Raw genomic sequence first — 23349 nt, forward strand, 5'->3', positions numbered from 1 at the left:
TCAAGCCATGCGAGACACTCACACAGGTCCGAAGTGTTTCAAGCCATGTGGATGCTCTGCGGCAGCGTTGATCTTGTGGGAGCGAGCTTGCTCGCGAAGGCGGATTACCTGATCAATGGAGTTTCAGCGGCTGCGCGGGCTTCTTCGCGAGCAAGCTCGCTCCCGCAGACCCGGAATGTTTTCGAGCCATTTGGATTACTCACATAGGTCGGCGGTGTTTCCAGGCCATGCGGATGCTCTGCGGCATCGATGATCCTGTGGCAGCGCAAGGTCAGCCCGTTTTCGGGCTGACCGGTCCGCGTCTCAGATGTCGCTCAACCCTTCCAGCAACGCCTGATGCTGCTCTGGCGTGCCGATGCTGATGCGCAGGAACTGGGCGATACGCTGCTGTTTGAAGTGACGGACGATGACGCCCTGCTCGCGCAGTTTCGCAGCCAGGGCTGCGGCATCGTGCTGCGGGTGGCGAGCGAAGATGAAGTTGGCTGCCGAGGGCAGCACTTCGAAGCCTTTGCCCTGCAACTGTTCGACCAGCGCCTCGCGGCTTTCGATGACCTTGTTGCGCGTCGACTCGAAGTGCTCGCGGTCCTCGAAAGCTGCCGCACCACCCACATTGGCCATACGGTCCAGCGGATAGGAGTTGAAGCTGTTCTTGACCCTCTCCAGCGCTTCGATCAGATCAGGATGCCCCACCGCCAGGCCGACACGCAGACCGGCCAGCGAGCGCGACTTTGACAAGGTTTGAGTGACCAGCAGGTTCGGGTAGCGATCAACCAGCGTGATCGCGGTCTCGCCACCGAAGTCGATGTACGCTTCGTCAACGACGACCACTGAATCCGGGCTGGCCTTGATAATCTGCTCGACCTTGTCCAGACCGAGCAGGCAACCGGTCGGCGCATTCGGGTTGGGGAAGATGATCCCGGCATTGGGTCTGGCGTAGTCTTCGGCACGAATCTGGAACTGATCGTCCAGCGCGATCATTTCGTAATCGATCCCGTACAGACCGCAGTAGACCGGATAGAAGCTGTAGCTGATGTCCGGAAACAACAGCGGCGCATCGTGCTGAAACAAGGCGTGAAAGATATGCGCCAGCACTTCGTCTGAACCGTTGCCCAGGAACACCTGATTGGGCTGCACCTTGTAGTAATCGGCGACAGCGTGCTTGAGCAGGTCGCTGTTGGGGTCCGGGTACAGACGCAAGTCGTCGGTCAGCGCGGCACGCATGGCCTCGACAGCCTTGGGCGACGGGCCATACGGGTTTTCATTGGTATTGAGTTTGACCAGCCTGGTCAGCTTCGGCTGCTCGCCCGGCACATAAGGCACCAGACCGCTGACGAAAGGGCTCCAGAATTTGCTCATTATTTGCCGTCCTCTGTATTGCCTGCTTTCCAGTCGGGATCAGTAATTCGATATTCAGCACTGCGGGCATGGCCGCTCAGGGATTCGCCACGAGCCAGCACCGACGCTGTCTTGCCCAGCTCGGACGCACCCTGCGGCGAGCAGTAGATGATAGACGAGCGCTTCTGAAAATCGTAAACGCCCAGCGGCGAGGAAAAACGCGCCGTGCCGGAGGTCGGCAGTACGTGGTTGGGACCTGCGCAATAGTCGCCCAGTGCTTCGGAGGTGTGGCGCCCCATGAAGATCGCACCCGCATGGCGGATCTGCGGCAGCCAGGCTTCCGGATCGGCGACCGACAATTCAAGGTGCTCGGGCGCGATGCGATTGGCAACTTCGATGGCTTGCGCCATGTCTGCCACTTTTATCAAAGCGCCGCGACCGTTGATCGACGTTTCGACGATGGCCGCGCGCTCCATGGTTGGCAGCAGACGGGTGATGCTGGCCGCGACCTTGTCGAGGAATTCGGCATCCGGACTGACCAGAATGGCTTGGGCATCTTCGTCGTGCTCGGCCTGGGAGAACAGGTCCATGGCAATCCAGTCGGGATCGGTCTGACCGTCACACACCACCAGAATCTCGGAAGGACCGGCGATCATGTCGATCCCGACCTGACCGAATACGTGGCGCTTGGCGGTGGCCACATAAATGTTTCCGGGGCCGACAACCTTATCGACCTTCGGCACGCTTTCCGTGCCATAGGCCAGTGCTGCCACAGCTTGCGCACCGCCGATGGTGAACACCCGGTCGACACCCGCAATACAGGCAGCGGCCAGCACCAGCTCGTTGATCTCACCACGCGGTGTCGGCACGACCATGACCACCTCGGTCACGCCCGCCACTTTGGCCGGAATGGCATTCATCAATACCGAAGACGGGTACGAGGCTTTGCCACCGGGCACATACAGGCCTGCACGGTCCAGCGGTGTGACCTTCTGGCCCAGCACCGTGCCATCGGCCTCGGTGTAGCTCCAGGAATCCTGTTTCTGCTTCTCGTGATAGCTGCGCACACGCTCGGCGGCTTTTTCCAGTGCCTCGCGTTGAACCGGCGTGATGCGGGTCAACGCCAGCTCCAGACGCTCGCGAGGCAGGATCAGGTCGGCCATCGACGCGACCTGCAGCCCGTCAAACTTCTGGGTGAACTCGACCAACGCCGCGTCGCCGCGCTCACGTACCGCCTTGATGATGTCGAGCACGCGCTGGTTGACCGAGTCGTCAGACACGCTTTCCCAGCTCAGCAGGTGATCCAGATGTCGTGCGAAATCCGGGTCAGCAGCGTCGAGTCGGCGAATTGCAGTGGGCGTGGTCATAGCGGGGGCCTCAATAATTGGCGGATGCTCAGGAGCCTAAAGCTACCAAGCTATCCGCGCAGGCACCTGAGAAATTTGGCTATGACACGGATAGCTGGACGCAACTCAACGTTGCGTGGATGAATCAGCTACGGTGTCGCGACTCCACTGCCTTGCGCAGGGTGTCGATGAGGGCCTGAATGCGTGCGTGCTGCATCTTCATGGAAGCCTTGTTGACGACCAGACGCGAGCTGATGGTAGCGATCAGTTCCTGAGGCTCAAGGCCATTGGCTCGCAAGGTGTTACCGGTGTCGACCACGTCGATGATCTTGTCTGCCAGACCAATCAGCGGTGCCAGCTCCATGGAGCCGTACAGCTTGATGATGTCGACCTGACGACCCTGCTCGGCGTAGTAACGCTTGGCAACGTTGACGAACTTGGTCGCCACACGCAGACGGCCCTTGGGCTCGACCGCACCGATGGCACCGGCAGTCATCAGCTTGCACTTGGCAATTTGCAGGTCCAGAGGCTCGTAAAGGCCCTGGCCGGTATATTCCATCAACACATCCTTGCCCGCGACGCCCAGATCGGCGGCACCATGCTCGACATAGGTCGGCACGTCGGTGGCACGCACGATCAGCAGGCGTACGTCGGCCTGGGTCGTGGGGATGATGAGCTTGCGGCTCTTGTCCGGATTCTCGGTCGGCACGATGCCCGCTTCAGCGAGAAGCGGCAGGGTGTCGTCAAGAATGCGGCCCTTGGACAGTGCGATGGTCAACATGGGAAACGTAAGTCCTTATCAGGAAACTTTTGTCACGACGCAAGCGGCGCGTGACAACCCCCAGGCCTGTTCGGCCTGAAGTGAAACGAATCAGAAATCACACCCGCGACAGAACAGGCGGCCCCGATGCCACTGGCATCAGGGCCGCGCGCTACTAGCCCGGAACGCGGCGGATCTTGGCGCCCAGCATTTGCAGCTTCTCTTCGATGCACTCGTAACCACGGTCGATGTGGTAGATGCGGTCGATCAGCGTGTCGCCCTGGGCAACCAGCGCCGAGATCACCAGACTGGCCGATGCCCGCAGGTCGGTCGCCATGACTGGCGCGCCCTTGAGCATTTCGGTGCCGGTGACAATGGCAGTGTTGCCTTCAACCTGGATCTGAGCGCCCATGCGGTGCATTTCATACACGTGCATGAAACGGTTTTCAAAGATGGTCTCGATGACCGCTCCCGTACCTTCGGCAATCGCATTGAGCGAGATGAACTGCGCCTGCATGTCGGTCGGGAACGCTGGATACGGCGCGGTACGCACGTTGACAGCCTTCGGACGCTTGCCGTGCATGTTCAGCTCGATCCAGTCTTCACCGGTCGTGACTTCGGCACCGGCTTCCTGAAGCTTAAGCAGCACCGCTTCAAGGATGGTCGGATCAGTGTCCTTGACCTTGACGCGACCACCGGTAACGGCAGCGGCTACCAGGTAGGTGCCGGTCTCGATACGGTCAGGCATGACCTTGTAGGTGGCCGGGCCCAGACGTTTGACGCCATCGATAGTGATGGTGTCGGTGCCTGCGCCGTGAATTTTTGCACCCATCGCGATCAGGAAGTTGGCCAGATCGACAACCTCGGGCTCGCGCGCAGCGTTCTGCAGAACGCTGCGGCCGTTGGCGAGGCTGGCGGCCATCATGATGTTTTCAGTACCGGTCACGCTCACGGTATCGAAGAAGAAGTGGGCACCACGCAAGCCACCCTCGGGTGCCTTGGCCTTGATGTAGCCACCCTCGACATCGATGATCGCGCCCATGGCCTCAAGACCACGGATATGCAGATCAACCGGACGCGAACCAATGGCACAGCCACCTGGCAGCGCCACTTCGGCCTCACCGAAGCGAGCGACCATCGGACCCAGTACCAGAATCGACGCACGCATGGTTTTCACCAGTTCGTACGGAGCGACCAGAGTCTTGATGGTGCGCGGGTCGATCTCGACGCTGAGCTTTTCATCGATCACAGGCTCAATGCCCATGCGACCGAACAGCTCGATCATGGTGGTGATGTCGTGCAGGTGCGGCAGGTTCTGAACAGTAACCGGCCCATCAGCCAGCAACGTGGCGGCAAGGATCGGCAAGGCAGAGTTCTTTGCCCCGGAAATGCGAATTTCGCCATCAAGACGAACGCCGCCGGTAATAATCAATTTATCCATTAGAGTCTCGACACCAATTTGGCTCAGGAACGCTCGGCCCATGCAGCGCGGCTGAAAAATTTCATGGTCACCGCGTGGATGCTGCCATCGGCAATCCAGGGGTTCAGATGGGTATAAATCTGTTGCTGACGCTTGACCGGACTCAGGCCGGCCAACTCGTCGCTGATGATATTCAGCTGGAAGTTGCAGCCTTCGCCTTCGACTTCCACCTTGATTTCCGGCAGCTTTCCTTCAAGGAAGCTTTTAACTTCTACGGCCTGCATGCTTAACCTCGATCGGCGCTGTACGCGCGCGGGTCGGCCATCATACAAAAAAGCCCATGTTATGCGAAGCCCGACAAGCAGGTCCCGGATAAAGGGCTTCTTCGATGACGCCTGTCAGTGGGTGTCCAGTAGCTCGGTCAGACCTGATACACGGGCTATCTGACGCATGTCTTCAGGCAGCGAGCGGACGGTGATCGACTTGCCTGCTTCCTGTGCATCACGCATGAAAGCCAGCAGCAGGGCAAGGCCCACACTGCTGGACTTCTCGACGCCCGAGCAATCGAGTGTCAGATCGGCCAGATCACCCGACTTGATCAGTGCCGCACCCTGCTTGCGCAACTGCGGCCCGGTGCGGTAATCCAGCACACCGATCAGCCTGAGCTCGCCAGGCCCGACGAGACGGACGGCGGACTCTGTCATTGTGCAGGCTTCTGTGCAGCGTCTACGGTGGATTTGGTCTTGGCAACTTCGCCAGCCCAGTTGTTGATGGTGGTGTCCAGGTCGTTGCCATTACGCTGCATGGCGTCGGCGAACTGATCACGGAACAGTTTGCCGATATTGATACCGTTGATGACAACGTTACGCACCTTCCACTCGCCGTTCAGCTTGACCAGCGTGTAGGAAACCGGATAAAGCGCGCCGTTGTTGCCTTTGACCTGCATATCCACGCTGGTACGGTCATCACCTTCGTCCTTGGCAGGAGCTACGGTGATGCCCTGGTTGTTGAACTCAAGCAGCGCGTTACCGTAGAACTGCATCAGGCTGCGCTTGAAGTTTTCTTCAAAGCGCTTCACCTGCTCAGGCGTCGCCTTGCGGGAGTACTTGACGGTCATGATGCTTTTGGAAATGCCATCGGCATCGACGACCGGACCGACAATACGGTTCAGCGCATCATAGAACGCACTCGGATTGGACTTGTACTGTTCACGGTTGGTAGCCAGATCGCTCAACAGTTCCTTGGTGGTACGTTCCACCAGATCGTGAGCTGAGGGCGTTGCCGCAGCGTTGGCCAGCATCGGCAAGGTGGCCAGCAATATCAACAGACCACGGCGCAGGATAGAGATCATTTAAAGCTCCTTACTTGGCTTACTTGGCGTCTTTGCTTACGGTATTGAGCAGGAATTTCCCGATCAGGTCTTCCAGCACAAGCGACGACTGCGTGTCATGAATGGTTGCACCGTCTTTGAGCAGCTTGTCATCGCCACCGACGCTGAGACCAATGTACTTCTCACCCAGCAGGCCAGCAGTCAGGATCGACGCCGTGGAGTCGGAAGGCAGGTTATCGACCTTCTTTTGAATCTCCAGCGTGACGCGACCGGTGAAGGTGTCGTGATCCAGATCGATCGCCGTCACCTTGCCGATTGTGACGCCAGCCATGCTTACCTTGGCTCTGACAGTCAAACCGGCAATATTGTCGAAGTAGGCATAAAGTTTATAGGTGTCGGTGCTCGCACTGGTGCTCAGACCACTGACTCGCAGGGCCAGCAGGAGCAGAGCCAGTATCCCGGCCAGCAGGAACAGACCGACTCCGGTTTCGATGGCGCGGTTTTGCATCAGAAATCTCCAAACATCAAGGCGGTCAAAATAAAGTCCAGTCCCAGCACGGCCAACGAGGCGTAAACGACGGTTCTGGTCGTCGCGCGGCTGATCCCCTCGGAAGTAGGATCGCAATCGTACCCCTGGAAAACGGCAATCCACGTCACTACGAAGGCAAATACGACGCTTTTGATCACCCCATTGAGCACATCGTTCGTGAAAGAAACGCTGTTCTGCATGTTCGACCAGAAAGAACCGTCATAGACGCCCAGCCAATCGATCGCTACCCAGGAAGCGCCCCAGATACCGACCACACTGAAAATCATCGCCAGAATCGGCATCGAGATGAAACCTGCCCACAGGCGTGGCGCAACGATGTACTTGAGTGGATCGACACCGATCATCTCAAGGCTCGACAGCTGCTCAGTGGATTTCATGTTGCCGATCTCGGCGGTCAGCGCAGAACCTGCACGCCCGGCGAACAGCAGGGCTGTAACCACAGGCCCCAGTTCACGCAGCAGGGTCAGTGCGACCATCTGACCGACCGCCTGCTCGGAGCCGTACTTGGTCAGAATGCTGAAGCCCTGCAGCGCCAGCACCATGCCGATGAACATGCCGGACACCACAATGATGACCAGCGACATGACACCCACCGAATACAGCTGCCTTACCAGCAGTTGAAAACTGCTGCCCGCACCGCCGCGGCCAAGCAGGGCATTTACCAGAAACAGACCGGAACGCCCCAGAACAGTAACAATATCAATGGCCGAACGCCCCAACAGGCGTACCCGGTCCATCAGTGACTTATTGCGCATCAGCGCTTCCCCAATAGATCTTCGCGAAAATCCGGCGCCGGATAGTGGAACGGTACAGGGCCATCAGGCTCGCCGGTCATGAATTGACGAATGCGTGGGTTGTCCGAGGACATCAGTTCCTCAGGCGTGCCCTGCCCCAGCACCTGCCCGTCACCCACTACATAGAGATAGTCGGCAATGCTCGCTGTCTCGCTGAGGTCATGGGACACCACGATACTGGTGATGCCCAATGCATCGTTGAGCAAGCGGATCAGGCGTACGAGCACGCCCATCGCAATCGGGTCCTGCCCGACAAAGGGCTCGTCATACATGAGAATCTGCGGATCGAGAGCGATGGCCCGGGCCAGCGCGACACGACGCTTCATACCACCCGAGAGTTCATCGGGCATCAGTTCGACCGCACCGCGCAGGCCCACAGCCTGAAGCTTGAGCAGCACGATGTCGCGGATCATTTCTTCCGGCAGTTCAGTGTGCACGCGCAAGGGAAAAGCGACGTTTTCGAAAACGTCCAGATCGGTAAACAGTGCTCCGCTCTGAAACAACACGCCCATCTGCTTGCGAGCATCGAACAGATCACTGCGCGACAGCTCAGGCAGGTTCTGACCATTGACCCACACCTGCCCTTCGCTTGGACGCAACTGAGCCCCCATCAAGCGCAGCAAGGTAGTCTTGCCACAACCGGACGGCCCCATGATCCCGGTGACCTTGCCACGTGGAATACGAATATCAACGTTATTGAAAATGCTGCGCGTACCGCGTTTGAAAGACACACCTTTCAACTCGACCGCATAGGCGTCATCAGGACTCATCTAAACTCCTTGCGATACAGCCTCCGCCCTCAGCCGTCGGTTCTTGGAGGCCGACCAGCTGTCCAGGCGCGCCGAACAGGCCGCGAACTATACCACCGCCGCCACCCGCCCCCAAGAAGAGAACCGAGCGGTTCAGGTAATCGTTGAATTATTCTGTACCACAATGTTATGGCATCAGGCGTGGATACAGACCCTCAAGCGCGTAGGAAATTCGTTTAAAAACAACACAACGACGATCAGACGTGAGGGAATCGTTCATTACCGCTATAATCGCCGCCTTTCAGCAGGCTGACCCTTTCCAGACATGAACCAATCCAGTGACCTGATCCAATCGGCGCAACGCACCATTCGCCTTGAGATAGAAGCCATACAAGGCTTGCTTGAACGTCTTGACGGCGATTTTGTGCGCGCGTGCGAAATGATCCTCGCCAGCAAGGGCCGAGTCGTTGTGGTCGGTATGGGCAAGTCCGGACACATCGGCAACAAGATCGCCGCCACGCTGGCAAGCACGGGCACTACCTCTTTTTTCGTGCACCCGGCTGAAGCCAGTCATGGCGACATGGGCATGATCACGCGCGATGACATCATTCTGGCCCTGTCGAACTCCGGCAGCACCAACGAGATCGTGACCCTGCTGCCGCTGATCAAGCGTCTGGGCATAAAGATGATCAGCCTGACCGGCGACCCCGAGTCCATTCTGGCCAAGGCTGCCGATATCAATCTCAACGCCCACGTCGTGCACGAGGCCTGCCCGCTCAATCTGGCACCGACCTCTTCGACCACCGCCGCACTGGTCATGGGCGATGCCCTGGCCGTGGCGCTGCTGGACGCACGGGGCTTCACCGCCGAAGACTTTGCATTCTCCCATCCAGGCGGCGCGCTGGGTCGTCGTCTGCTGCTCAAGGTCGAGAATGTCATGCACTCCGGCGACGCGCTGCCCAGCGTTCAACGCGGCACCCTGCTCAGGGATGCGCTGCTGGAAATGACCCGCAAGGGCCTGGGCATGACCGCAATTGTCGAAGCTGACGGCACACTGGCCGGCATCTTCACCGACGGCGATTTGCGCAGAACGCTGGACCGCCCTGTCGATATTCGCCAGACCATCATTGATGAAGTCATGACCCTTCACGGCAAGACGGCCCATGCAGAAATGCTGGCCGCCGAAGCGCTGAAAATCATGGAGGACAACAAAATCAGTGCGCTTGTTGTCGTAGACCAGTACGACCGGCCGGTTGGCGCTTTCAACTTGCAGGATCTTTTGCGCGCAGGCGTCATGTAATGGAAACCGAAATGATGACCCAGGACCTCATGCAGCGCGGCAAGGCTATCAAGCTGGCCGTTTTCGATGTCGATGGCGTACTGACCGACGGCCGCCTTTATTTCATGGAAGATGGCAGCGAGATCAAGACATTCAACACCCTCGACGGCCAAGGCATAAAAATGCTGATAGCCTCAGGCGTCACAACAGCCATTATCAGCGGCCGCAAGACTGCGATAGTCGAGCGCCGGGCAAAGAGCCTGGGCATTGAACACCTGTTTCAGGGACGTGAAGACAAGCTGGTGGTACTGGACAAACTGCTCGCAGAACTCCAGCTTGATTACGAACAAGTCGCCTATCTGGGTGATGATCTGCCAGACTTGCCAGTCATCAGGCGTGTCGGTCTGGGCATGGCGGTTGCCAATGCCGCAAGTTTTGTACGCGAGCATGCACACGGAATAACCAGGGCGCGAGGCGGCGAAGGTGCGGCACGCGAATTCTGCGAACTGATTCTGAGTGCGCAAGGCAACCTTGAAGCGGCTCACTCCGTCTATTTATAGAAGCCATTATGTTCACTAAAAAAATTCGCAAGTTCCTGCTGCTCGGGGTACTGGCGCTGCTGCTGGCAGCGGTCGGTTACTGGAATATCAGCCCGGAAAGCTTTATGGATCAGCCGGTATCGACCGTTGACGACACGGTCATCGACTACTATGCAATCAATGCGCACAGCGTGCAGTACCTGCCCGATGGCACGCTCCAGTACGACATGACCTCCGATAAGGTCGAGCACGTGAAAGCCACTGACGTGACCCTGTTGACCACGCCCGACCTGCATATGTACCGCGGCGGCGAGTTTCCATGGCACGTACAGAGCAAGAAAGGCGAAGTTTCGTCCGGCGGCGACCAGGTCGAGCTGATCGATTCCGTTCGTGTCGAGCGTACTGATGAAAAACAACGTACGACTATTATCACTACCAGTCGTATGACCGTATTCCCTCAGAAGCAATATGCGCAGACCGAGCAAGACGTTAGAATCGACGGCGCCGGCGGTGTGACTACGGCCAAGGGAATGAAAGCATATTTGAAAGACAGCAGGATGGACCTGCTGTCCAACGTAAGAGGACAGTATGAGGCTCGTTAAAACTCTTCCTTTATTGCTCGGCCTGGGCGCAGCACTGGGAAGCGCGAGCGCCTGGTCCCTGCCAACCGACCGCGATCAGCCGATCCACATCCAGTCTGACGATGCTCAGCTCGATGACAAGAAAGGCGTAGCAACCTACAAGGGCAACGTCATCATCACCCAGGGCTCGATGAAGATCACCGGTAACACTGTGACGATCACGCGTAATGCCCAGGGCGAAGTGGATGTGTTCACCTCTGTCGGCAATCTGGCTTATTACGAGCAGAAACCTGCCGTAGACAAACCGATTGTGCAGGCCTATGCCGTCACTATTCAGTACTACGCCGGGCAGGACCGTATCGTCCTCATTGACAAGGCCAAGGTCATCAATGATGGCAATACTTCCGAAGGCGAGAAAATCGTTTATGACACGGTCAGACAGGTCGTCAGCGCCGGTCGGGCCAATGGCGGTGCCAAGGTGACCACACCACGTCCGCGTATCGACATGGTCATCCAGCCGAAAAAGAAAACCGACCAACCTCAGAAGGCCCAGTAAATGGCGACGCTCAAAGCCCAGCATCTGGCTAAAAGCTACAAAAGCCGGCAGGTCGTGCGCGATGTGAGCATTTCCATCGACAGCGGCCAGATCGTCGGCCTGCTGGGCCCCAACGGTGCCGGCAAGACCACCTGCTTCTACATGATCGTAGGTCTGGTCCAGGCTGATCAGGGGCGCGTGCTGATTGACGATCTGGATGTCAGCCATCAGCCCATGCACGGTCGCGCCCGAGCCGGCATCGGCTACCTGCCGCAGGAAGCCTCGATTTTCCGCAAGCTGTCAGTGTCCGACAACATCATGGCGATTCTCGAGACCCGCAAGGAACTCGATGCCGGAGCACGCCGCAAGGAACTCGAAAGCCTCTTGCAGGAGTTTCACATCACCCACATTCGCGACAACCTGGGCATGAGCCTGTCGGGTGGCGAGCGCCGCCGTGTGGAAATTGCTCGCGCCCTGGCCACTGCGCCAAAATTCATCCTGCTGGATGAACCGTTCGCAGGCGTAGACCCTATTTCAGTGGGTGATATCAAGCAGATCATTCACCATCTCAAGGCCAAGGGTATCGGCGTACTGATCACCGACCACAACGTCCGTGAAACGCTGGACATCTGCGAAACTGCCTACATCGTCAACGATGGACAGCTGATCGCAGAAGGCGATTCCGAGACAATTCTGGCGAATCAACTGGTGAAAGAGGTCTACCTCGGTCACGAATTCCGCCTTTAATCGACTGCCCTTTGCGCTTAGCGGCCGATTGATGCCAGTGCAGTGTGTTGACAATATTTTATTTGTCATATCACTCTAGGCAAAGGCACAGGTTTCAGGCATATAATTTGCTTAAGTTGGCGCCCCGGCGCCTGTAGTAGATGGCGCATGCGCGCCGGCGAATAAGGTGTTTAGCCCCTGCCATGAAACCATCGCTAGTCTTGAGAATGGGCCAGCAGCTGACGATGACACCGCAGCTGCAACAGGCAATCCGCTTACTTCAGCTTTCCACACTGGACCTCCAGCAGGAGATCCAGGAGGCGCTGGAGTCAAACCCCATGCTGGAAAGGCAGGAAGAAGGCGACGACTTCGACAACTCCGACCCGCTTGCCGACAACATCGAACAAAAGCCCAATCCCGACGTTCAAGAGCCGACCTATCAGGAATCCGCACCCACTGTGGATAACCTTGAAGATGGCGAATGGAGCGAGCGCATTCCCAATGAGCTGCCTGTCGATACCGCCTGGGAAGACATTTACCAGACCAGCGCCAGCAGCCTGCCAAGTAACGATGATGACGAGTGGGACTTCACCACACGCACGTCTGCAGGCGAGAGCCTGCAAAGCCACCTGCTGTGGCAGTTGAACGTCGCTCCGATGTCCGACAAGGACCGCCTGGTGGCAGTCACGCTGATCGACTGCATCAATAACCAGGGCTATCTGGACGAAACCCTCGATGAAATTCTCGAGTCTTTCGATCCCGAGCTGGACATCGAGCTCGACGAAATCGAAGCCGTACTGCACCGCATCCAGCAGTTTGAACCGGCAGGCATCGGTGCCCGAAACCTGAGCGAATGCCTGCTCCTGCAACTGCGTCAGTTGCCAGCGAAAACACCCTGGCTGGCGGAAGCGCAACGACTGGTCACCGACTACATCGACCTGCTGGGAAGCCGCGACTACGGCCAGTTGATGCGGCGCATGAAGATCAAGGAAGACGAGCTGCGCCAGGTCATCGAGCTGGTCCAGAGCCTCAACCCGCGCCCTGGCTCACAAATCGAATCCACAGAAGCCGAGTACGTCATTCCCGATGTAATCGTGCGCAAGGACAATGAGCGCTGGCTGGTCGAGCTCAATCAGGAGTCCGTACCGCGCCTGCGCGTCAATCCGCAATACGCAGGTTTTGTGCGTCGGGCCGATACCAGCGCAGACAACACCTTCATGCGCAACCAGTTGCAAGAGGCGCGCTGGTTCATCAAGAGCCTGCAAAGCCGCAACGAGACACTGATGAAGGTCGCCACCCAGATCGTCGAGCATCAGCGCGGCTTTCTTGAGTACGGCGACGAGGCGATGAAGCCGCTTGTTCTGCACGACATTGCCGAGGCAGTGGGCATGCATGAGTCGACCATCTCGCGCGTGACCACCCAGAAGTTCATGCACACGCCACGCGGCATTTACGAGCTGAAATACTTCTTCTCGAGCCATGTAAGCACTTCCGAGGGTGGTGAATGCTCGTCCACGGCAATTCGCGCAATCATCAAAAAACTGGTTGCGGCGGAAAATCAGAAAAAGCCGTTGAGTGATAGCAAGATCGCTGGTTTACTGGAGGCACAAGGCATTCAAGTAGCCCGTCGCACAGTCGCCAAGTACCGCGAGTCACTCGGGATAGCGCCTTCCAGTGAGCGTAAGCGGCTGATGTGATGCAGGCCAAGCCACAGCGTCCCAGAGACAGGCGCCATGCCTGTCTCTTTATGCACTGGCAAAGGAGAAAGCTGTATGCAAGTCAACATCAGTGGACACCAACTGGAAGTGACCAAACCCCTTCGTGAATACGTTGAGCTCAAGCTCAAAAAGCTCGAGGGGCATTTTGACAAGATTACCAACGTGCAGGTCACGATGACGGTCGAAAAGCTCAAGCAGAAGATCGAAGCCACGTTGCACATCCATGGTGGAGAGGTCGTTGCCAATGCTGAACATGACGACATGTATGCTGCCATCGACCTGCTCACTGACAAGCTAGACCGACAATTGCTCAAGCATAAGGAAAAGCAGCAAAGCATCCTCAAAGGTGCGGCCGCTCGCTAACGCCCATTTAAATGATCCGAATCGAAAATATCCTGACCCCCGACCGCTCCCTTGTGAACGTGTCGGGTGGCAGTAAAAAGCGTGTACTCGAAGAAATTGCCAAACTGATCGGTCGTAAAGTACCGGGCATGGCTTCGGGCACAGTATTCGCAAGTCTTGTTGCCCGCGAAAAACTGGGTTCAACCGGTTTCGGCAACGGTATTGCCATCCCTCATTGCCGCCTTGCTGACTGCAGCGAGCCTGTCAGTGCAGTCATTCACCTCGCTACCCCCGTGGATTTCGACGCCATCGATGGCGCGCCGGTTGACCTGCTGTTTGTATTGCTGGTCCCGCAGGCTGCTACCGATGAGCACCTGGAGTTACTGCGCCAGATCGCCAGCATGCTTGATAACAAAAATGTGCGTAAGCGCCTGCGCAGTGCCAAAAGTGCTGAAGCGCTTTATCAAGTGGTGCTGGACGTGCAGAACGGAAACTGAACATGCGCATGATCATCGTCAGCGGCCGTTCCGGCTCGGGTAAAAGTACAGCCCTCGACGTGTTGGAAGACAACGGTTTTTACTGTGTCGACAACCTGCCGGCCGGATTGCTGCCGGAACTGGCCGAGCGAGCGCTGATCAATACTGAACTGGCCGAGCCCTTGCTGGCGGTGTCCATCGATGCGCGAAACCTGCCCAGTCACCTGACCCGCTTTCCGCAAATGCTGGATGAAGTCCGCTCACGCAACATCCAGTGCGACGTGCTTTACCTGGATGCGGATGAAGCAACCCTTCTCAAGCGCTTCTCGGAAACCAGGCGTCGTCATCCTTTGAGCACGGCAGATCGTTCGCTGGCCGAGGCGATACGCGACGAGACAACGCTGCTGGGCCCGATCATCGACTTGGCCGACCTGAAGATCAACACCACCCACCTGAACCTCTATCAGTTGCGCGACGCGCTCAAGCTTCGCCTGCTGAACAAACCCGAGCCAGGCACCGCGTTTCTGATCGAATCCTTTGGTTTCAAGCGTGGCATGCCCGTCGACGCAGATCTGGTGTTCGATGTGCGCTGCCTGCCCAACCCGTACTGGAAGCCTGAACTGCGCGACCATTCCGGGCTTGAACAACCGGTTATCGACTACCTGTCGGTGCAGCCCGATGTTGAAGAGATGTTTCAGGACATCTTCGCTTATCTGAACAAATGGTTGCCCCGGTTTGCAGCCAGCAACCGTTCTTACGTTACCATTGCCATCGGCTGCACCGGCGGACATCACCGCTCCGTCTACTTGACCGAACGGCTCGGCCAGGTCTTGCAACAATCACTCAAGAACGTTCAGGTTCGCCACCGCGACCTTAGCTGAAAGGATTTTCACTGCGATGCCCGCTCGTCAAATCACCATCATCAACAAATTGGGCCTGCATGCCCGCGCTGCCGCCAAATTCGTCGGCGTCGCAGGCAAGTTCCCTTGCACGATCAGGGTTGGCCGCTCTGAGCAGACCATGGTCGATGGTAAAAGCATCATGGCCGTGATGATGCTGGCGGCAGGCAAAGGTACCGAGATCCATCTGAAAACCGAAGGCGAATTCGAGCAGGAAGCGCTCGATGGCCTGGTTGAACTGATCAACAACAAGTTTGATGAGGGCGAGTAAGCCCTCAAACACGCCCCTTCCATGATCACCAGCAGTGCATCTGCAACCAGCTCAAACCGTGAGCAATCAGTAACGCCATACCGGCCAACAGCAGCCCGGTGCCTACAACGAGCCGCAACAACCGCACACCGCTGATAGCGAATATTCCTGAGCGCATAAGCTGCCTTGGGCCCGGTTACTGGAGTCAGACCAGCGCGGCCTGATAACGTCGAGACACTTCATCCCAATTGATCACGTTGTAGAACGCGTTGATGTATTCGGGGCGACGGTTCTGATAGCGCAGGTAGTAAGCGTGCTCCCATACGTCCAGACCCAGAATCGGCGTATTGCCATTCATCAACGGGCTGTCCTGATTACCGCTGCTTTCAACCACCAGCTTTTTGTCAGGGGTGACGCTCAGCCATGCCCAGCCGCTGCCGAAACGAGTCAATGCGGCTTTGGTAAACGCCTCTTTGAAGCTGTCGTAGCCGCCCAGCTGCTCGTCGATGGCCAAGGCGACAGGGCCTTTTGGCAAACCGCCCCCGCCTGGCACCATTACCTCCCAGAACAACGAATGATTCGCGTGACCGCCACCCTGGTTGATGACCGCCGGACGCAGGTTTTCAGGCAACTGCTTGATGCTGGCCACCAGTTTCTCGACGGACCAGTCAGCAAACTCCGTACCTTCGACCGCCGCATTAAGGTTGTTGATGTAGGTCTGGTGATGCTTGGTGTAATGGATCTCCATGGTTTGCGCATCGATGTGCGGCTCCAGGGCATCGTATGCGTAAGGCAATGCAGGCAAGGTATAAGGCATTTCAATGTGCTCCGTAGAAAAGTCCGGAAGTGGCTGCCGAGTGGCGCTGCAACGATGAGCGCGTGTGCTCGCTGCTGCTGTTCAGCAGCCGATGAGTGCGCGGGTATTCGCCGTGTTCACTGATAAAGCTCAGCAACTCGGCGTAGGTTTTGCTGCTGTGGCGCAAGGCTGCCTCACGGAGCGCCGGAGGAAGACGCTGATCCTGCATAGTCCGCAACAGATGTTGATGAATGGCACACAGGTATTCGGCGCTTTCCTCAGGCTGACCGAGGCTCAGGTGCAGGTCCGCCAGGTTGTGGTGAGAAATCACACAGGCTGCGACGGCTTCGTCGACATCCGCCCAACGCTCGAACAACACTTGCGCCAACGCCAGCGCCTGAAGGTACAGCTCGCGGGCTTCGACCCACTCGCCCAGATTGAAACAGCGATTGGCCTGCTCGATGGTGCGTTTCCAATGCTGCATGGTCATACCTCCAGGGGACGTTGGCTGGCTGGAATCAAATACCGCCAGCGGTGAGTTTTTCAGGGTTGAGCAACACTTCCAGTTCGCTACGTTGCAAATCGGTGTGCTCAAGGGCGACGTCAATGACCGGACGGCCCTGCTTGTAAGCGGTCTTGGCAATTTCGGCGGCTTTCTGATAGCCAATGATCGGGTTGAGGGCCGTCACCAGAATCGGATTACGCGACAACGCTTCCTTGAGCTTGGATTCATTGACCTTGAAGCTCGCAATCGCCTTGTCAGCCAGCAGCCGACTGGAGTTGGCCAGCAGCTCGATGCTGCTGAGCAGGTTCTGGGCGATGATCGGCAGCATCACGTTAAGTTCGAAGTTGCCAGACTGCCCCGCCACGGTAATCGTCGCGTCGTTGCCAATCACCTGCGCGGCAACCATGGCGGTGGCTTCCGGAATGACCGGGTTGACCTTGCCCGGCATGATCGATGAGCCCGGCTGCAAAGCCTCCAGCTCGATCTCACCCAGCCCTGCCAGTGGCCCCGAATTCATCCAGCGCAGGTCGTTGGCAATTTTCATCAGCGACACCGCCGTGGCTTTGAGCTGGCCGGACACCGCAACTGCGGTGTCCTGCGAACCGATCAACGCGAACAGGTTCTTGCCGGGCGCGAATTGCATACCGGTCAACGTGCTCAACTGACGACTGAAACGAGCCGCAAATTCGGGATGCGCGTTGATCCCGGTACCGACTGCGGTGCCGCCCTGCGCCAATGATTGCAGACTCGGCTGGAGACCTTGCAGATGCTCGACGTTGGCGCGAATCTGCTGTGACCAGCCGTTGAGCACCTGGCTCATGCGCACGGGCATGGCGTCCATCAGATGCGTACGGCCGGTCTTGACGAAGGCATGGACCTGCTCGGCTTTGTGTTCAGTCACTTGCACCAGATGGGCCAGCGCAGGCAGCAGTTGTTCGTGCAGGGCCAGTGCAGCGCTCACATGAATCGTGGTCGGGATGATGTCGTTGCTGCTCTGCCCGCAGTTGACGTGGTCATTGGGATTGACCTCTTGGCCCAGCACGCGCGTGGCCAGCGTGGCGATCACCTCGTTGGCGTTCATGTTGGTACTGGTGCCGGAACCGGTCTGAAAGATATCGACCGGAAAATGCATCATGTAGTCACTGGCCAGCAGGTCCTTCACGGCACTGACAATCGCCCTGCTCTGCCCCTCGCTGATCTGCTCCAGCTCCAGGTTCGCCTGCGCTGCGGCCGCCTTGGCCAGCAACAGGGCGCGAATGAATTGCCGGGGCATGCGTTGATGGCTGATCGGAAAGTTTTCCACCGCACGCTGAGTCTGCGCGCCGTAAAGGGCCTCGGCCGGGACCTGTAGCTGGCCCATGCTGTCGCGTTCGATACGGGTATTACTCATCGCAATGTCCTTGCACCAGTTCAGAGAGGGAAATAGAGGGCTGTAGCACGCAAGTCGCCAGTTGATGAACACAGGCTTGCCAGCGCTGACGCCGCGCAGGCGTGGAGGCGATTGCCTGTAAATCACGCAGCGGACGCCAGGCCTGATCCAGACACAGGCAGCGCCAGTGCCACGGCAATGCCGTATCGCGTGCGGTGTCTATCAAAAGACGGAAAGTGGTTTCGGCAATCATGGGCTGGGGCGTGGCGGTAAAACGCGCCAGATAGCGCCCTTCGGCGAGGTAATGCTCGATCAGCCGAGGCTCGTCGGGCTCAAGGGCGCAACGAATCCGCAGACTCAATCCACGCCAGTTTTCCAGATAAGACAGCTCGTGCAGAACAGACCCCATGACCGCAGCTCATTTTAGAAATGATATTCATTATTAAATGAGATATGAACTCAATACAAGAGCGCAGATTTTCGGGATCGGGCCTTAAAGTGATATGCATGCCCCGGAGGTGCCGGAAAACAGGCCTGGAGCTGTCCGAGATGAGGTGCGCGATGCGCGCGTGGATGTGTGACGCAGAGCGTCACGAAATGCATTCCTACGCTGGAGCGTGAGGAACGATATTTTCGCAACTATCGTGCCCATGCTCCGCGTGGGTATGCAGGTCTGGACGCTCTGCGTCCAGGGGCACGATAGTCAGGCGAAGGTAGCGGTCAGGTCAGCTACCCGCTACGGTCATACGCTCGATCAGCACCGAGCCGGTACGGATGTTGCTGCGCAGTTCAAGATCGCTGCCAACGGCGACGATCTGCTTGAACATGTCACGCATGTTGCCGGCAATGGTCACTTCCTGAACCGGGAATTGTATTTCACCGTTTTCGACCCAGAAACCTGCTGCGCCCCGCGAATAGTCGCCGGTAACCATATTCAGTCCGCTGCCCATCAATTCGGTCACCAGCAAGCCACGGCCCATACGTCGAATCAGCGCGGCCTGATCATCCGAACCATGGGTGACGAACAGGTTATGCACCCCGCCCGCATTGGCGGTGCTCGGCATGCCCAGCTTGCGGCCGGAATAAGTGCTCAGCACATAGGAAACCAGATCGCCGCCTTCGACGAACGGCTTGGCAAACGTCGCCAGGCCATCGCTGTCGAACGCCGAACTGCCCATTGCATGCTTCAGGTGCGGGCGCTCATCAATGGTCATCCACTCAGGGAACAGCCGCTGACCCAGGGCCCCCTCCAGAAATGACGATTTACGGTACAGGTTGCCACCGGAAATGGCACCGAGAAAGCTGCCGAACAGGCCACCTGCCAGTTCTGCGGCAAACAGCACCGGCACTTCACAGGTCGGCACAGGACGCGCGCCCAGGCGGCTCGCCGCACGCAACGCAGCCTTGCGACCAATGCTCTGGGCATCGGCCAGCAACTCACCCTGACGATTGACGTCGTACCAGTAATCACGCTGCATCTGGCCTTCGCCCTCGGCGATCATCACGCAACTGAGGCTGTGCCGCGTTGATGCATAACCGCCGATGAAGCCGTTGCTGTTGCCATACACACGGCAGCCCTGATGGGTATTGAGCGTGGTGCCATCGGCGTTCTTGATCCGGCTGTCGGCGTCGAAGGCCGCGGCTTCGCAGATCAGCGCTTTCTCGATGGCCTGCTCGGGCGTTATATCCCAGGTGTGATAAAGATCGAAATCCATGACCTCTTTGGCCATCAGCGCAGCATCAGCCAGCCCGGAGCTTTCGTCTTCGGAGGTGTGCTCGGCAATCGCCAGAGCGGCGGCGACGGTTTCACGAATGGCATCGGCACCCGTGGCCGAGGTGCTGGCAGAGCCTTTACGCTGCCCGACATACAGGGTGATACCGAAACCCTGATCGCGGTTGAACTCGACGGTTTCAACTTCACGCTGACGGACCGATGTCGACAGCCCCTGATCCACCGACACTGCGACTTCGCAGGCGCTGGCGCCCTGACGCCGGGCTTCGGCGATAATCTGCTCGACCTGTTCCTGCAGTTCGGGCAAGGCTTGCGGGCCGACGCTTTGGGTTGCACTCATGACTTTCTCCATCAAATTCTTCTTTCAGCACAGGCCGAATACCGACCGGGCCGGACAAGCGGCCCACGACTGGTTATCATGGCGGCGTTTCTTTGCGGACTGCCCCCATGGTTGATTCTTACGACGACTCCCTCGACGGGGAGAAAAGCAAAACCCAGGTCAAACGAGAGCTGCATGCTCTGGTCGACCTCGGCGAGCGACTGACAACACTCAAAGCCGATGTGCTGGCCAAGCTGCCGCTGACCGACGCTTTGCGCAAGGCCTTGGCCGAAGCGCCCAAGCACACGGCGAACATCGCGCGAAAGCGGCATATTCTGTTCATTGGCAAGCTGATGCGCGATCAGGACCAGGAAGCCATTCTGGTGTTGCTGGACCAACTCGATGCCTCCACTCGCCAATACAACGAACGTTTTCACAATCTGGAGCGCTGGCGTGATCGCCTGATCGCGGGTGATGACGCCGACCTCGAGAAATTCGTTGTTGAATACCCCGATGCCGACCGTCAGCAGCTGCGCTCGCTGATCCGTCAGGCGCAACACGAAGTTGCACGTAACAAACCGCCGGCCACCAGCCGCAAAATCTTCAAATACATCCGTGAGCTGGACGAACTTCAACGCGGTCTGCGTTGATTTCAACCGCGGGGCCGGCAGCAACAGGCAGCCGGCCCCGGCTCATATTCAGCTACCCGTACCACCCACCGTGATCGCGTCGATTTTCAGCGTAGGCTGACCCACACCGACCGGCAGCGACTGGCCGTCCTTCCCGCAGGTACCGACGCCGCTGTCCAGCGACAGATCGTTACCCACCATCGACACCCTGCTCATGGCTTCCGGCCCATTACCGATCAAGGTCGCTCCTTTGACCGGCGCGGTGATCTTGCCGTCTTCGATCAAATAAGCCTCGCTGGTCGAAAACACGAACTTGCCGCTGGTGATATCCACCTGACCGCCACCCAGATTGGCGCAGTAAATACCGCGCTTCACCGAGGCGATGATTTCCTGCGGGTCGCTCTGCCCGCCCAGCATGTAGGTATTGGTCATGCGTGGCATCGGCAGGTGAGCGTAGGACTCTCGACGACCGTTACCAGTGCGTGCGACACCCATCAAGCGGGCATTGAGTTTGTCCTGCATGTAGCCCTTGAGCACGCCATTCTCAATCAGTGTGGTGCACTCGGTTGGTGTGCCTTCGTCATCGACACTCAGCGAGCCGCGACGCCCTGCAAGGGTACCGTCGTCAACAATCGTGCAAAGTTTCGATGCAACCATCTCGCCCATGCGCCCGCTGTAGGCCGAGCTGCCCTTGCGGTTGAAGTCACCTTCAAGACCGTGGCCAACCGCCTCGTGCAGCAGCACGCCGGACCAGCCGGAACCCAGTACCACCGGCAATGTGCCTGCCGGAGCAGGAATAGCTTCCAGGTTGACCAGCGCCTGACGTAGCGCTTCACGCGCGTAGCCCATGGCACGATCATCGGTCAGGAAATAACGGTAGTCCGTACGCCCGCCACCGCCATGCCCGCCCCGCTCGCGGCGGCCGTTCTGCTCGACAATGACACTGACGTTGAAGCGCACCAGCGGACGCACATCGGCGGCCAGACTGCCATCGGCGGCGGCCACCAGAATGCGCTCCCAGACACCGGCCATGCTCACCGACACCTGCTGGATACGCGAGTCCAGCGCGCGCGTCGCGACGTCAATGCGTTTGAGCAGTTCGACCTTCTCGGCGCGGCTCAGCACTTCCAGAGGATTATCCGGGGCGTACAACTGGGCCACATCCTGCGAGGTAAAAGCCTGCACCCGGCCATTCTGCCCAGCGCGGGAGATGGAACGGGCAGCACGGGCAGCGGTGCGCAGTGCGTCCTCAGTGATAGCGTTGCTGTAAGCGAAACCAGTCTTTTCGCCCGATTGAGCGCGCACGCCCACGCCTTGATCGAGATTGAAACTGCCTTCCTTGACAATGCCGTCTTCGAGCGACCAGGACTCGGAGATCATGCCCTGAAAATACAGATCAGCCGCGTCGATACCCGGCCCGGCAAGCTCTCCGAGCACCGATTGCAGGCTGTCGAGGCTCAGGCCACCAGGGGCCAGAAGGTGTTCGCTGACTGAGGACAGATCACTCATATTCACTCCGAAGCAGGCCGCATGGCGTCCTGCGAAAAAAAGCGCCGGTGACTGGACACCGGCATCCGCGCCCGTATGGACGCCTGTTCTTCACTGTCGCGCTTGGCCAGCAGCACGGCTTCACCCTGTGCCTGCTCGGCCAGTACGCGGCCCCATGGATCAACGATGGCCGCGTGCCCGTAAGTCTCACGAGGCCCCGGATGGACCCCGCCCTGTGCCGCCGCCAGCACGTAACACTGGGTTTCGATGGCGCGCGCCCGGATCAGAATGTCCCAGTGCGCAGCGCCCGTTACCGCAGTAAAAGCTGACGGCGCGGTAATCAGTTCAGCACCGGCCTCCCGCAGCGCGGTGTACAGCTCGGGGAAGCGCAAGTCATAACAGACTGTCAGCCCCACGCGCCCTACAGGTGTATCGGCCACCACCACATTGTTTCCGTGAGCATAGTCATCGGATTCACGGTAGCGGCCCCGATTGTCAGCAACATCCACATCAAACAGATGCAGCTTGTCATACCGGGCCACCTGCTCACCGTGTTCATCGATCAGCAACGAACACGCCGTCACCTTGCCATCGGGTCGCTCATCCGGCGGCAGTGGCAAGGTTCCGGCAACAATCCATAACTTGAGGTCGCGAGCGGCCAGTTTCAACCATGGCAGGATCGGCCCATGCCCATGAGCTTCGGCACGACCGATGTCGGCCACGTCACGCCGCCCCATGGCAACAAAGTTTTCGGGCAGCACCGCGAGCCGCGCGCCACCTTCGGCTGCCTGCTCCAGCAAGCGGCGAGCGCTGACCAGATTAGCCTGGACATCGCTTTGACTGACCATCTGAATCACAGCAAAGGACATGGCGACCCGCTCC

Annotated in this window: 28 protein-coding genes; 11 read left to right on the forward strand and 17 right to left on the reverse strand. The window is 58.3% G+C overall.

Features of this window, described 5'->3' with window-relative positions:
- Positions 1-303 precede the first annotated feature (303 nt).
- The 10 genes from hisC to RYC17_RS06075 all read right to left on the reverse strand — a co-directional run bounded on the left by hisC (position 304) and on the right by RYC17_RS06075 (position 8305).
- Positions 304-1356 (reverse strand): histidinol-phosphate transaminase, encoded by a 1053-nt coding sequence (gene hisC / locus RYC17_RS06030; protein ID WP_058407954.1) that lies wholly within the window; start codon positions 1354-1356, stop codon positions 304-306.
- The gene (gene hisD / locus RYC17_RS06035) at positions 1356-2702 is read right to left on the reverse strand and encodes a histidinol dehydrogenase (RefSeq protein WP_003400252.1); all 1347 of its coding nucleotides are present in this window, start codon (positions 2700-2702) and stop codon (positions 1356-1358) included. Before hisD ends, hisC begins: the two co-directional genes overlap by 1 nt.
- A 124-nt stretch (positions 2703-2826) precedes the next feature.
- Positions 2827-3462 carry an ATP phosphoribosyltransferase gene (gene hisG, locus RYC17_RS06040; protein ID WP_002555077.1) on the reverse strand — a complete coding sequence of 212 codons (636 nt, stop codon included), beginning with the start codon at positions 3460-3462 and terminating at the stop codon, positions 2827-2829.
- A gap of 154 nt (positions 3463-3616) precedes the next feature.
- Complete coding sequence (gene murA / locus RYC17_RS06045; RefSeq protein WP_058400834.1) at positions 3617-4882, reverse strand: UDP-N-acetylglucosamine 1-carboxyvinyltransferase; 1266 nt, start codon at positions 4880-4882, stop codon at positions 3617-3619.
- A gap of 23 nt (positions 4883-4905) precedes the next feature.
- Positions 4906-5145, reverse strand: a complete 240-nt coding sequence (locus tag RYC17_RS06050) for a BolA family protein (protein ID WP_002555079.1) — start codon at positions 5143-5145, stop codon at positions 4906-4908.
- A 114-nt stretch (positions 5146-5259) separates the two neighbouring features.
- The gene (locus RYC17_RS06055) at positions 5260-5565 is read right to left on the reverse strand and encodes a lipid asymmetry maintenance protein MlaB (protein ID WP_005744995.1); all 306 of its coding nucleotides are present in this window, start codon (positions 5563-5565) and stop codon (positions 5260-5262) included.
- Complete coding sequence (locus RYC17_RS06060; RefSeq protein ID WP_058400705.1) at positions 5562-6212, reverse strand: phospholipid-binding protein MlaC; 651 nt, start codon at positions 6210-6212, stop codon at positions 5562-5564. The genes RYC17_RS06055 and RYC17_RS06060 overlap by 4 nt, the downstream gene beginning before the upstream one ends.
- 19 nt (positions 6213-6231) lie before the next feature.
- On the reverse strand, positions 6232-6699 hold the full coding sequence (gene mlaD / locus RYC17_RS06065) for an outer membrane lipid asymmetry maintenance protein MlaD (RefSeq protein ID WP_002555082.1): 468 nt from the start codon (positions 6697-6699) through the stop codon (positions 6232-6234).
- Complete coding sequence (gene mlaE, locus RYC17_RS06070) at positions 6699-7496, reverse strand: lipid asymmetry maintenance ABC transporter permease subunit MlaE (protein WP_002555083.1); 798 nt, start codon at positions 7494-7496, stop codon at positions 6699-6701. The genes mlaD and mlaE overlap by 1 nt, the downstream gene beginning before the upstream one ends.
- The gene (locus RYC17_RS06075; protein ID WP_004656592.1) at positions 7496-8305 is read right to left on the reverse strand and encodes an ATP-binding cassette domain-containing protein; all 810 of its coding nucleotides are present in this window, start codon (positions 8303-8305) and stop codon (positions 7496-7498) included. Before RYC17_RS06075 ends, mlaE begins: the two co-directional genes overlap by 1 nt.
- A 304-nt stretch (positions 8306-8609) precedes the next feature.
- Here RYC17_RS06075 and RYC17_RS06080 point away from each other — a divergent pair, with 304 nt between their 5' ends.
- From RYC17_RS06080 to RYC17_RS06125, 10 genes are all read left to right on the forward strand, one after another.
- Entirely contained in the window at positions 8610-9584 is a 975-nt protein-coding gene (locus RYC17_RS06080) for a KpsF/GutQ family sugar-phosphate isomerase (RefSeq protein ID WP_122259132.1), read from the forward strand.
- Positions 9584-10123, forward strand: a complete 540-nt coding sequence (locus RYC17_RS06085; RefSeq protein ID WP_219170181.1) for a KdsC family phosphatase — start codon at positions 9584-9586, stop codon at positions 10121-10123. Before RYC17_RS06080 ends, RYC17_RS06085 begins: the two co-directional genes overlap by 1 nt.
- Positions 10124-10131: 8 nt before the next feature.
- Positions 10132-10704, forward strand: a complete 573-nt coding sequence (gene lptC / locus RYC17_RS06090; RefSeq protein WP_002555087.1) for an LPS export ABC transporter periplasmic protein LptC — start codon at positions 10132-10134, stop codon at positions 10702-10704.
- Complete coding sequence (gene lptA, locus RYC17_RS06095; protein WP_002555088.1) at positions 10691-11239, forward strand: lipopolysaccharide transport periplasmic protein LptA; 549 nt, start codon at positions 10691-10693, stop codon at positions 11237-11239. The genes lptC and lptA overlap by 14 nt, the downstream gene beginning before the upstream one ends.
- On the forward strand, positions 11240-11965 hold the full coding sequence (gene lptB, locus RYC17_RS06100; protein ID WP_002555089.1) for an LPS export ABC transporter ATP-binding protein: 726 nt from the start codon (positions 11240-11242) through the stop codon (positions 11963-11965). It abuts the gene before it with no gap.
- Between the two features lie 182 nt (positions 11966-12147).
- On the forward strand, positions 12148-13641 hold the full coding sequence (locus RYC17_RS06105) for an RNA polymerase factor sigma-54 (protein WP_058400703.1): 1494 nt from the start codon (positions 12148-12150) through the stop codon (positions 13639-13641).
- A gap of 75 nt (positions 13642-13716) precedes the next feature.
- On the forward strand, positions 13717-14025 hold the full coding sequence (gene hpf, locus RYC17_RS06110; RefSeq protein ID WP_002555091.1) for a ribosome hibernation-promoting factor, HPF/YfiA family: 309 nt from the start codon (positions 13717-13719) through the stop codon (positions 14023-14025).
- Positions 14026-14036: 11 nt separating this feature from the next.
- Positions 14037-14501: a PTS IIA-like nitrogen regulatory protein PtsN gene (gene ptsN / locus RYC17_RS06115; RefSeq protein ID WP_316902640.1), complete on the forward strand. Its 465-nt coding sequence runs from the start codon at positions 14037-14039 to the stop codon at positions 14499-14501.
- Between the two features lie 2 nt (positions 14502-14503).
- The gene (gene rapZ / locus RYC17_RS06120; protein ID WP_002555093.1) at positions 14504-15361 is read left to right on the forward strand and encodes an RNase adapter RapZ; all 858 of its coding nucleotides are present in this window, start codon (positions 14504-14506) and stop codon (positions 15359-15361) included.
- 16 nt (positions 15362-15377) lie between these two features.
- The gene (locus RYC17_RS06125) at positions 15378-15650 is read left to right on the forward strand and encodes an HPr family phosphocarrier protein (protein ID WP_002555094.1); all 273 of its coding nucleotides are present in this window, start codon (positions 15378-15380) and stop codon (positions 15648-15650) included.
- Between the two features lie 184 nt (positions 15651-15834).
- On the opposite strand, the gene RYC17_RS06130 is transcribed toward RYC17_RS06125, so the two are convergent.
- The 5 genes from RYC17_RS06130 to pmbA all read right to left on the reverse strand — a co-directional run bounded on the left by RYC17_RS06130 (position 15835) and on the right by pmbA (position 20371).
- The gene (locus tag RYC17_RS06130) at positions 15835-16446 is read right to left on the reverse strand and encodes a superoxide dismutase (protein ID WP_058400702.1); all 612 of its coding nucleotides are present in this window, start codon (positions 16444-16446) and stop codon (positions 15835-15837) included.
- Between the two features lies 1 nt (position 16447).
- Positions 16448-16909, reverse strand: a complete 462-nt coding sequence (locus RYC17_RS06135; RefSeq protein ID WP_005744988.1) for a tetratricopeptide repeat protein — start codon at positions 16907-16909, stop codon at positions 16448-16450.
- A 34-nt stretch (positions 16910-16943) separates the two neighbouring features.
- Positions 16944-18320, reverse strand: a complete 1377-nt coding sequence (locus tag RYC17_RS06140) for a class II fumarate hydratase (RefSeq protein ID WP_316902641.1) — start codon at positions 18318-18320, stop codon at positions 16944-16946.
- On the reverse strand, positions 18313-18708 hold the full coding sequence (locus tag RYC17_RS06145) for a hypothetical protein (RefSeq protein ID WP_005744985.1): 396 nt from the start codon (positions 18706-18708) through the stop codon (positions 18313-18315). The genes RYC17_RS06140 and RYC17_RS06145 overlap by 8 nt, the downstream gene beginning before the upstream one ends.
- A gap of 316 nt (positions 18709-19024) precedes the next feature.
- Positions 19025-20371 (reverse strand): metalloprotease PmbA, encoded by a 1347-nt coding sequence (pmbA, locus tag RYC17_RS06150; protein ID WP_058400699.1) that lies wholly within the window; start codon positions 20369-20371, stop codon positions 19025-19027.
- Positions 20372-20478: 107 nt separating this feature from the next.
- On the opposite strand from pmbA, the gene yjgA reads away from it, so the two are divergent.
- On the forward strand, positions 20479-21000 hold the full coding sequence (yjgA, locus tag RYC17_RS06155; RefSeq protein ID WP_003364101.1) for a ribosome biogenesis factor YjgA: 522 nt from the start codon (positions 20479-20481) through the stop codon (positions 20998-21000).
- A gap of 48 nt (positions 21001-21048) precedes the next feature.
- On the opposite strand, the gene tldD is transcribed toward yjgA, so the two are convergent.
- Positions 21049-22488: a metalloprotease TldD gene (gene tldD / locus RYC17_RS06160; RefSeq protein WP_002555101.1), complete on the reverse strand. Its 1440-nt coding sequence runs from the start codon at positions 22486-22488 to the stop codon at positions 21049-21051.
- A gap of 2 nt (positions 22489-22490) precedes the next feature.
- Positions 22491-23336 (reverse strand): carbon-nitrogen hydrolase family protein, encoded by an 846-nt coding sequence (locus tag RYC17_RS06165; RefSeq protein ID WP_011169439.1) that lies wholly within the window; start codon positions 23334-23336, stop codon positions 22491-22493.
- Between the last annotated feature and the right edge of the window lie 13 nt (positions 23337-23349).

The organism is Pseudomonas syringae group sp. J248-6 (assembly GCF_032586995.1).
GTDB lineage: Bacteria > Pseudomonadota > Gammaproteobacteria > Pseudomonadales > Pseudomonadaceae > Aquipseudomonas > Aquipseudomonas amygdali.

Excerpts from the sequence above, each read along its gene's own strand:
- RYC17_RS06125 (WP_002555094.1), top strand. The coding sequence starts at position 15,378 with ATGCCCGCTCGTCAAATCACCATCATCAACAAATTGGGCCTGCATGCC.
- murA (WP_058400834.1), bottom strand. The coding sequence starts at position 4,882 with ATGGATAAATTGATTATTACCGGCGGCGTTCGTCTTGATGGCGAAATT.
- rapZ (WP_002555093.1), top strand. The coding sequence starts at position 14,504 with ATGCGCATGATCATCGTCAGCGGCCGTTCCGGCTCGGGTAAAAGTACA.
- hisD (WP_003400252.1), bottom strand. The coding sequence starts at position 2,702 with ATGACCACGCCCACTGCAATTCGCCGACTCGACGCTGCTGACCCGGAT.
- hisC (WP_058407954.1), bottom strand. The coding sequence starts at position 1,356 with ATGAGCAAATTCTGGAGCCCTTTCGTCAGCGGTCTGGTGCCTTATGTG.
- RYC17_RS06060 (WP_058400705.1), bottom strand. The coding sequence starts at position 6,212 with ATGATCTCTATCCTGCGCCGTGGTCTGTTGATATTGCTGGCCACCTTG.
- mlaD (WP_002555082.1), bottom strand. The coding sequence starts at position 6,699 with ATGCAAAACCGCGCCATCGAAACCGGAGTCGGTCTGTTCCTGCTGGCC.
- lptB (WP_002555089.1), top strand. The coding sequence starts at position 11,240 with ATGGCGACGCTCAAAGCCCAGCATCTGGCTAAAAGCTACAAAAGCCGG.
- RYC17_RS06105 (WP_058400703.1), top strand. The coding sequence starts at position 12,148 with ATGAAACCATCGCTAGTCTTGAGAATGGGCCAGCAGCTGACGATGACA.
- RYC17_RS06135 (WP_005744988.1), bottom strand. The coding sequence starts at position 16,909 with ATGCAGCATTGGAAACGCACCATCGAGCAGGCCAATCGCTGTTTCAAT.
- yjgA (WP_003364101.1), top strand. The coding sequence starts at position 20,479 with ATGGTTGATTCTTACGACGACTCCCTCGACGGGGAGAAAAGCAAAACC.
- tldD (WP_002555101.1), bottom strand. The coding sequence starts at position 22,488 with ATGAGTGATCTGTCCTCAGTCAGCGAACACCTTCTGGCCCCTGGTGGC.
- lptA (WP_002555088.1), top strand. The coding sequence starts at position 10,691 with ATGAGGCTCGTTAAAACTCTTCCTTTATTGCTCGGCCTGGGCGCAGCA.
- hisG (WP_002555077.1), bottom strand. The coding sequence starts at position 3,462 with ATGTTGACCATCGCACTGTCCAAGGGCCGCATTCTTGACGACACCCTG.
- lptC (WP_002555087.1), top strand. The coding sequence starts at position 10,132 with ATGTTCACTAAAAAAATTCGCAAGTTCCTGCTGCTCGGGGTACTGGCG.
- RYC17_RS06080 (WP_122259132.1), top strand. The coding sequence starts at position 8,610 with ATGAACCAATCCAGTGACCTGATCCAATCGGCGCAACGCACCATTCGC.
- pmbA (WP_058400699.1), bottom strand. The coding sequence starts at position 20,371 with ATGAGTGCAACCCAAAGCGTCGGCCCGCAAGCCTTGCCCGAACTGCAG.
- hpf (WP_002555091.1), top strand. The coding sequence starts at position 13,717 with ATGCAAGTCAACATCAGTGGACACCAACTGGAAGTGACCAAACCCCTT.
- RYC17_RS06055 (WP_005744995.1), bottom strand. The coding sequence starts at position 5,565 with ATGACAGAGTCCGCCGTCCGTCTCGTCGGGCCTGGCGAGCTCAGGCTG.
- RYC17_RS06075 (WP_004656592.1), bottom strand. The coding sequence starts at position 8,305 with ATGAGTCCTGATGACGCCTATGCGGTCGAGTTGAAAGGTGTGTCTTTC.
- RYC17_RS06085 (WP_219170181.1), top strand. The coding sequence starts at position 9,584 with ATGGAAACCGAAATGATGACCCAGGACCTCATGCAGCGCGGCAAGGCT.
- RYC17_RS06050 (WP_002555079.1), bottom strand. The coding sequence starts at position 5,145 with ATGCAGGCCGTAGAAGTTAAAAGCTTCCTTGAAGGAAAGCTGCCGGAA.
- mlaE (WP_002555083.1), bottom strand. The coding sequence starts at position 7,496 with ATGCGCAATAAGTCACTGATGGACCGGGTACGCCTGTTGGGGCGTTCG.
- ptsN (WP_316902640.1), top strand. The coding sequence starts at position 14,037 with ATGATCCGAATCGAAAATATCCTGACCCCCGACCGCTCCCTTGTGAAC.
- RYC17_RS06140 (WP_316902641.1), bottom strand. The coding sequence starts at position 18,320 with ATGAGTAATACCCGTATCGAACGCGACAGCATGGGCCAGCTACAGGTC.
- RYC17_RS06145 (WP_005744985.1), bottom strand. The coding sequence starts at position 18,708 with ATGGGGTCTGTTCTGCACGAGCTGTCTTATCTGGAAAACTGGCGTGGA.
- RYC17_RS06165 (WP_011169439.1), bottom strand. The coding sequence starts at position 23,336 with ATGTCCTTTGCTGTGATTCAGATGGTCAGTCAAAGCGATGTCCAGGCT.
- RYC17_RS06130 (WP_058400702.1), bottom strand. The coding sequence starts at position 16,446 with ATGCCTTATACCTTGCCTGCATTGCCTTACGCATACGATGCCCTGGAG.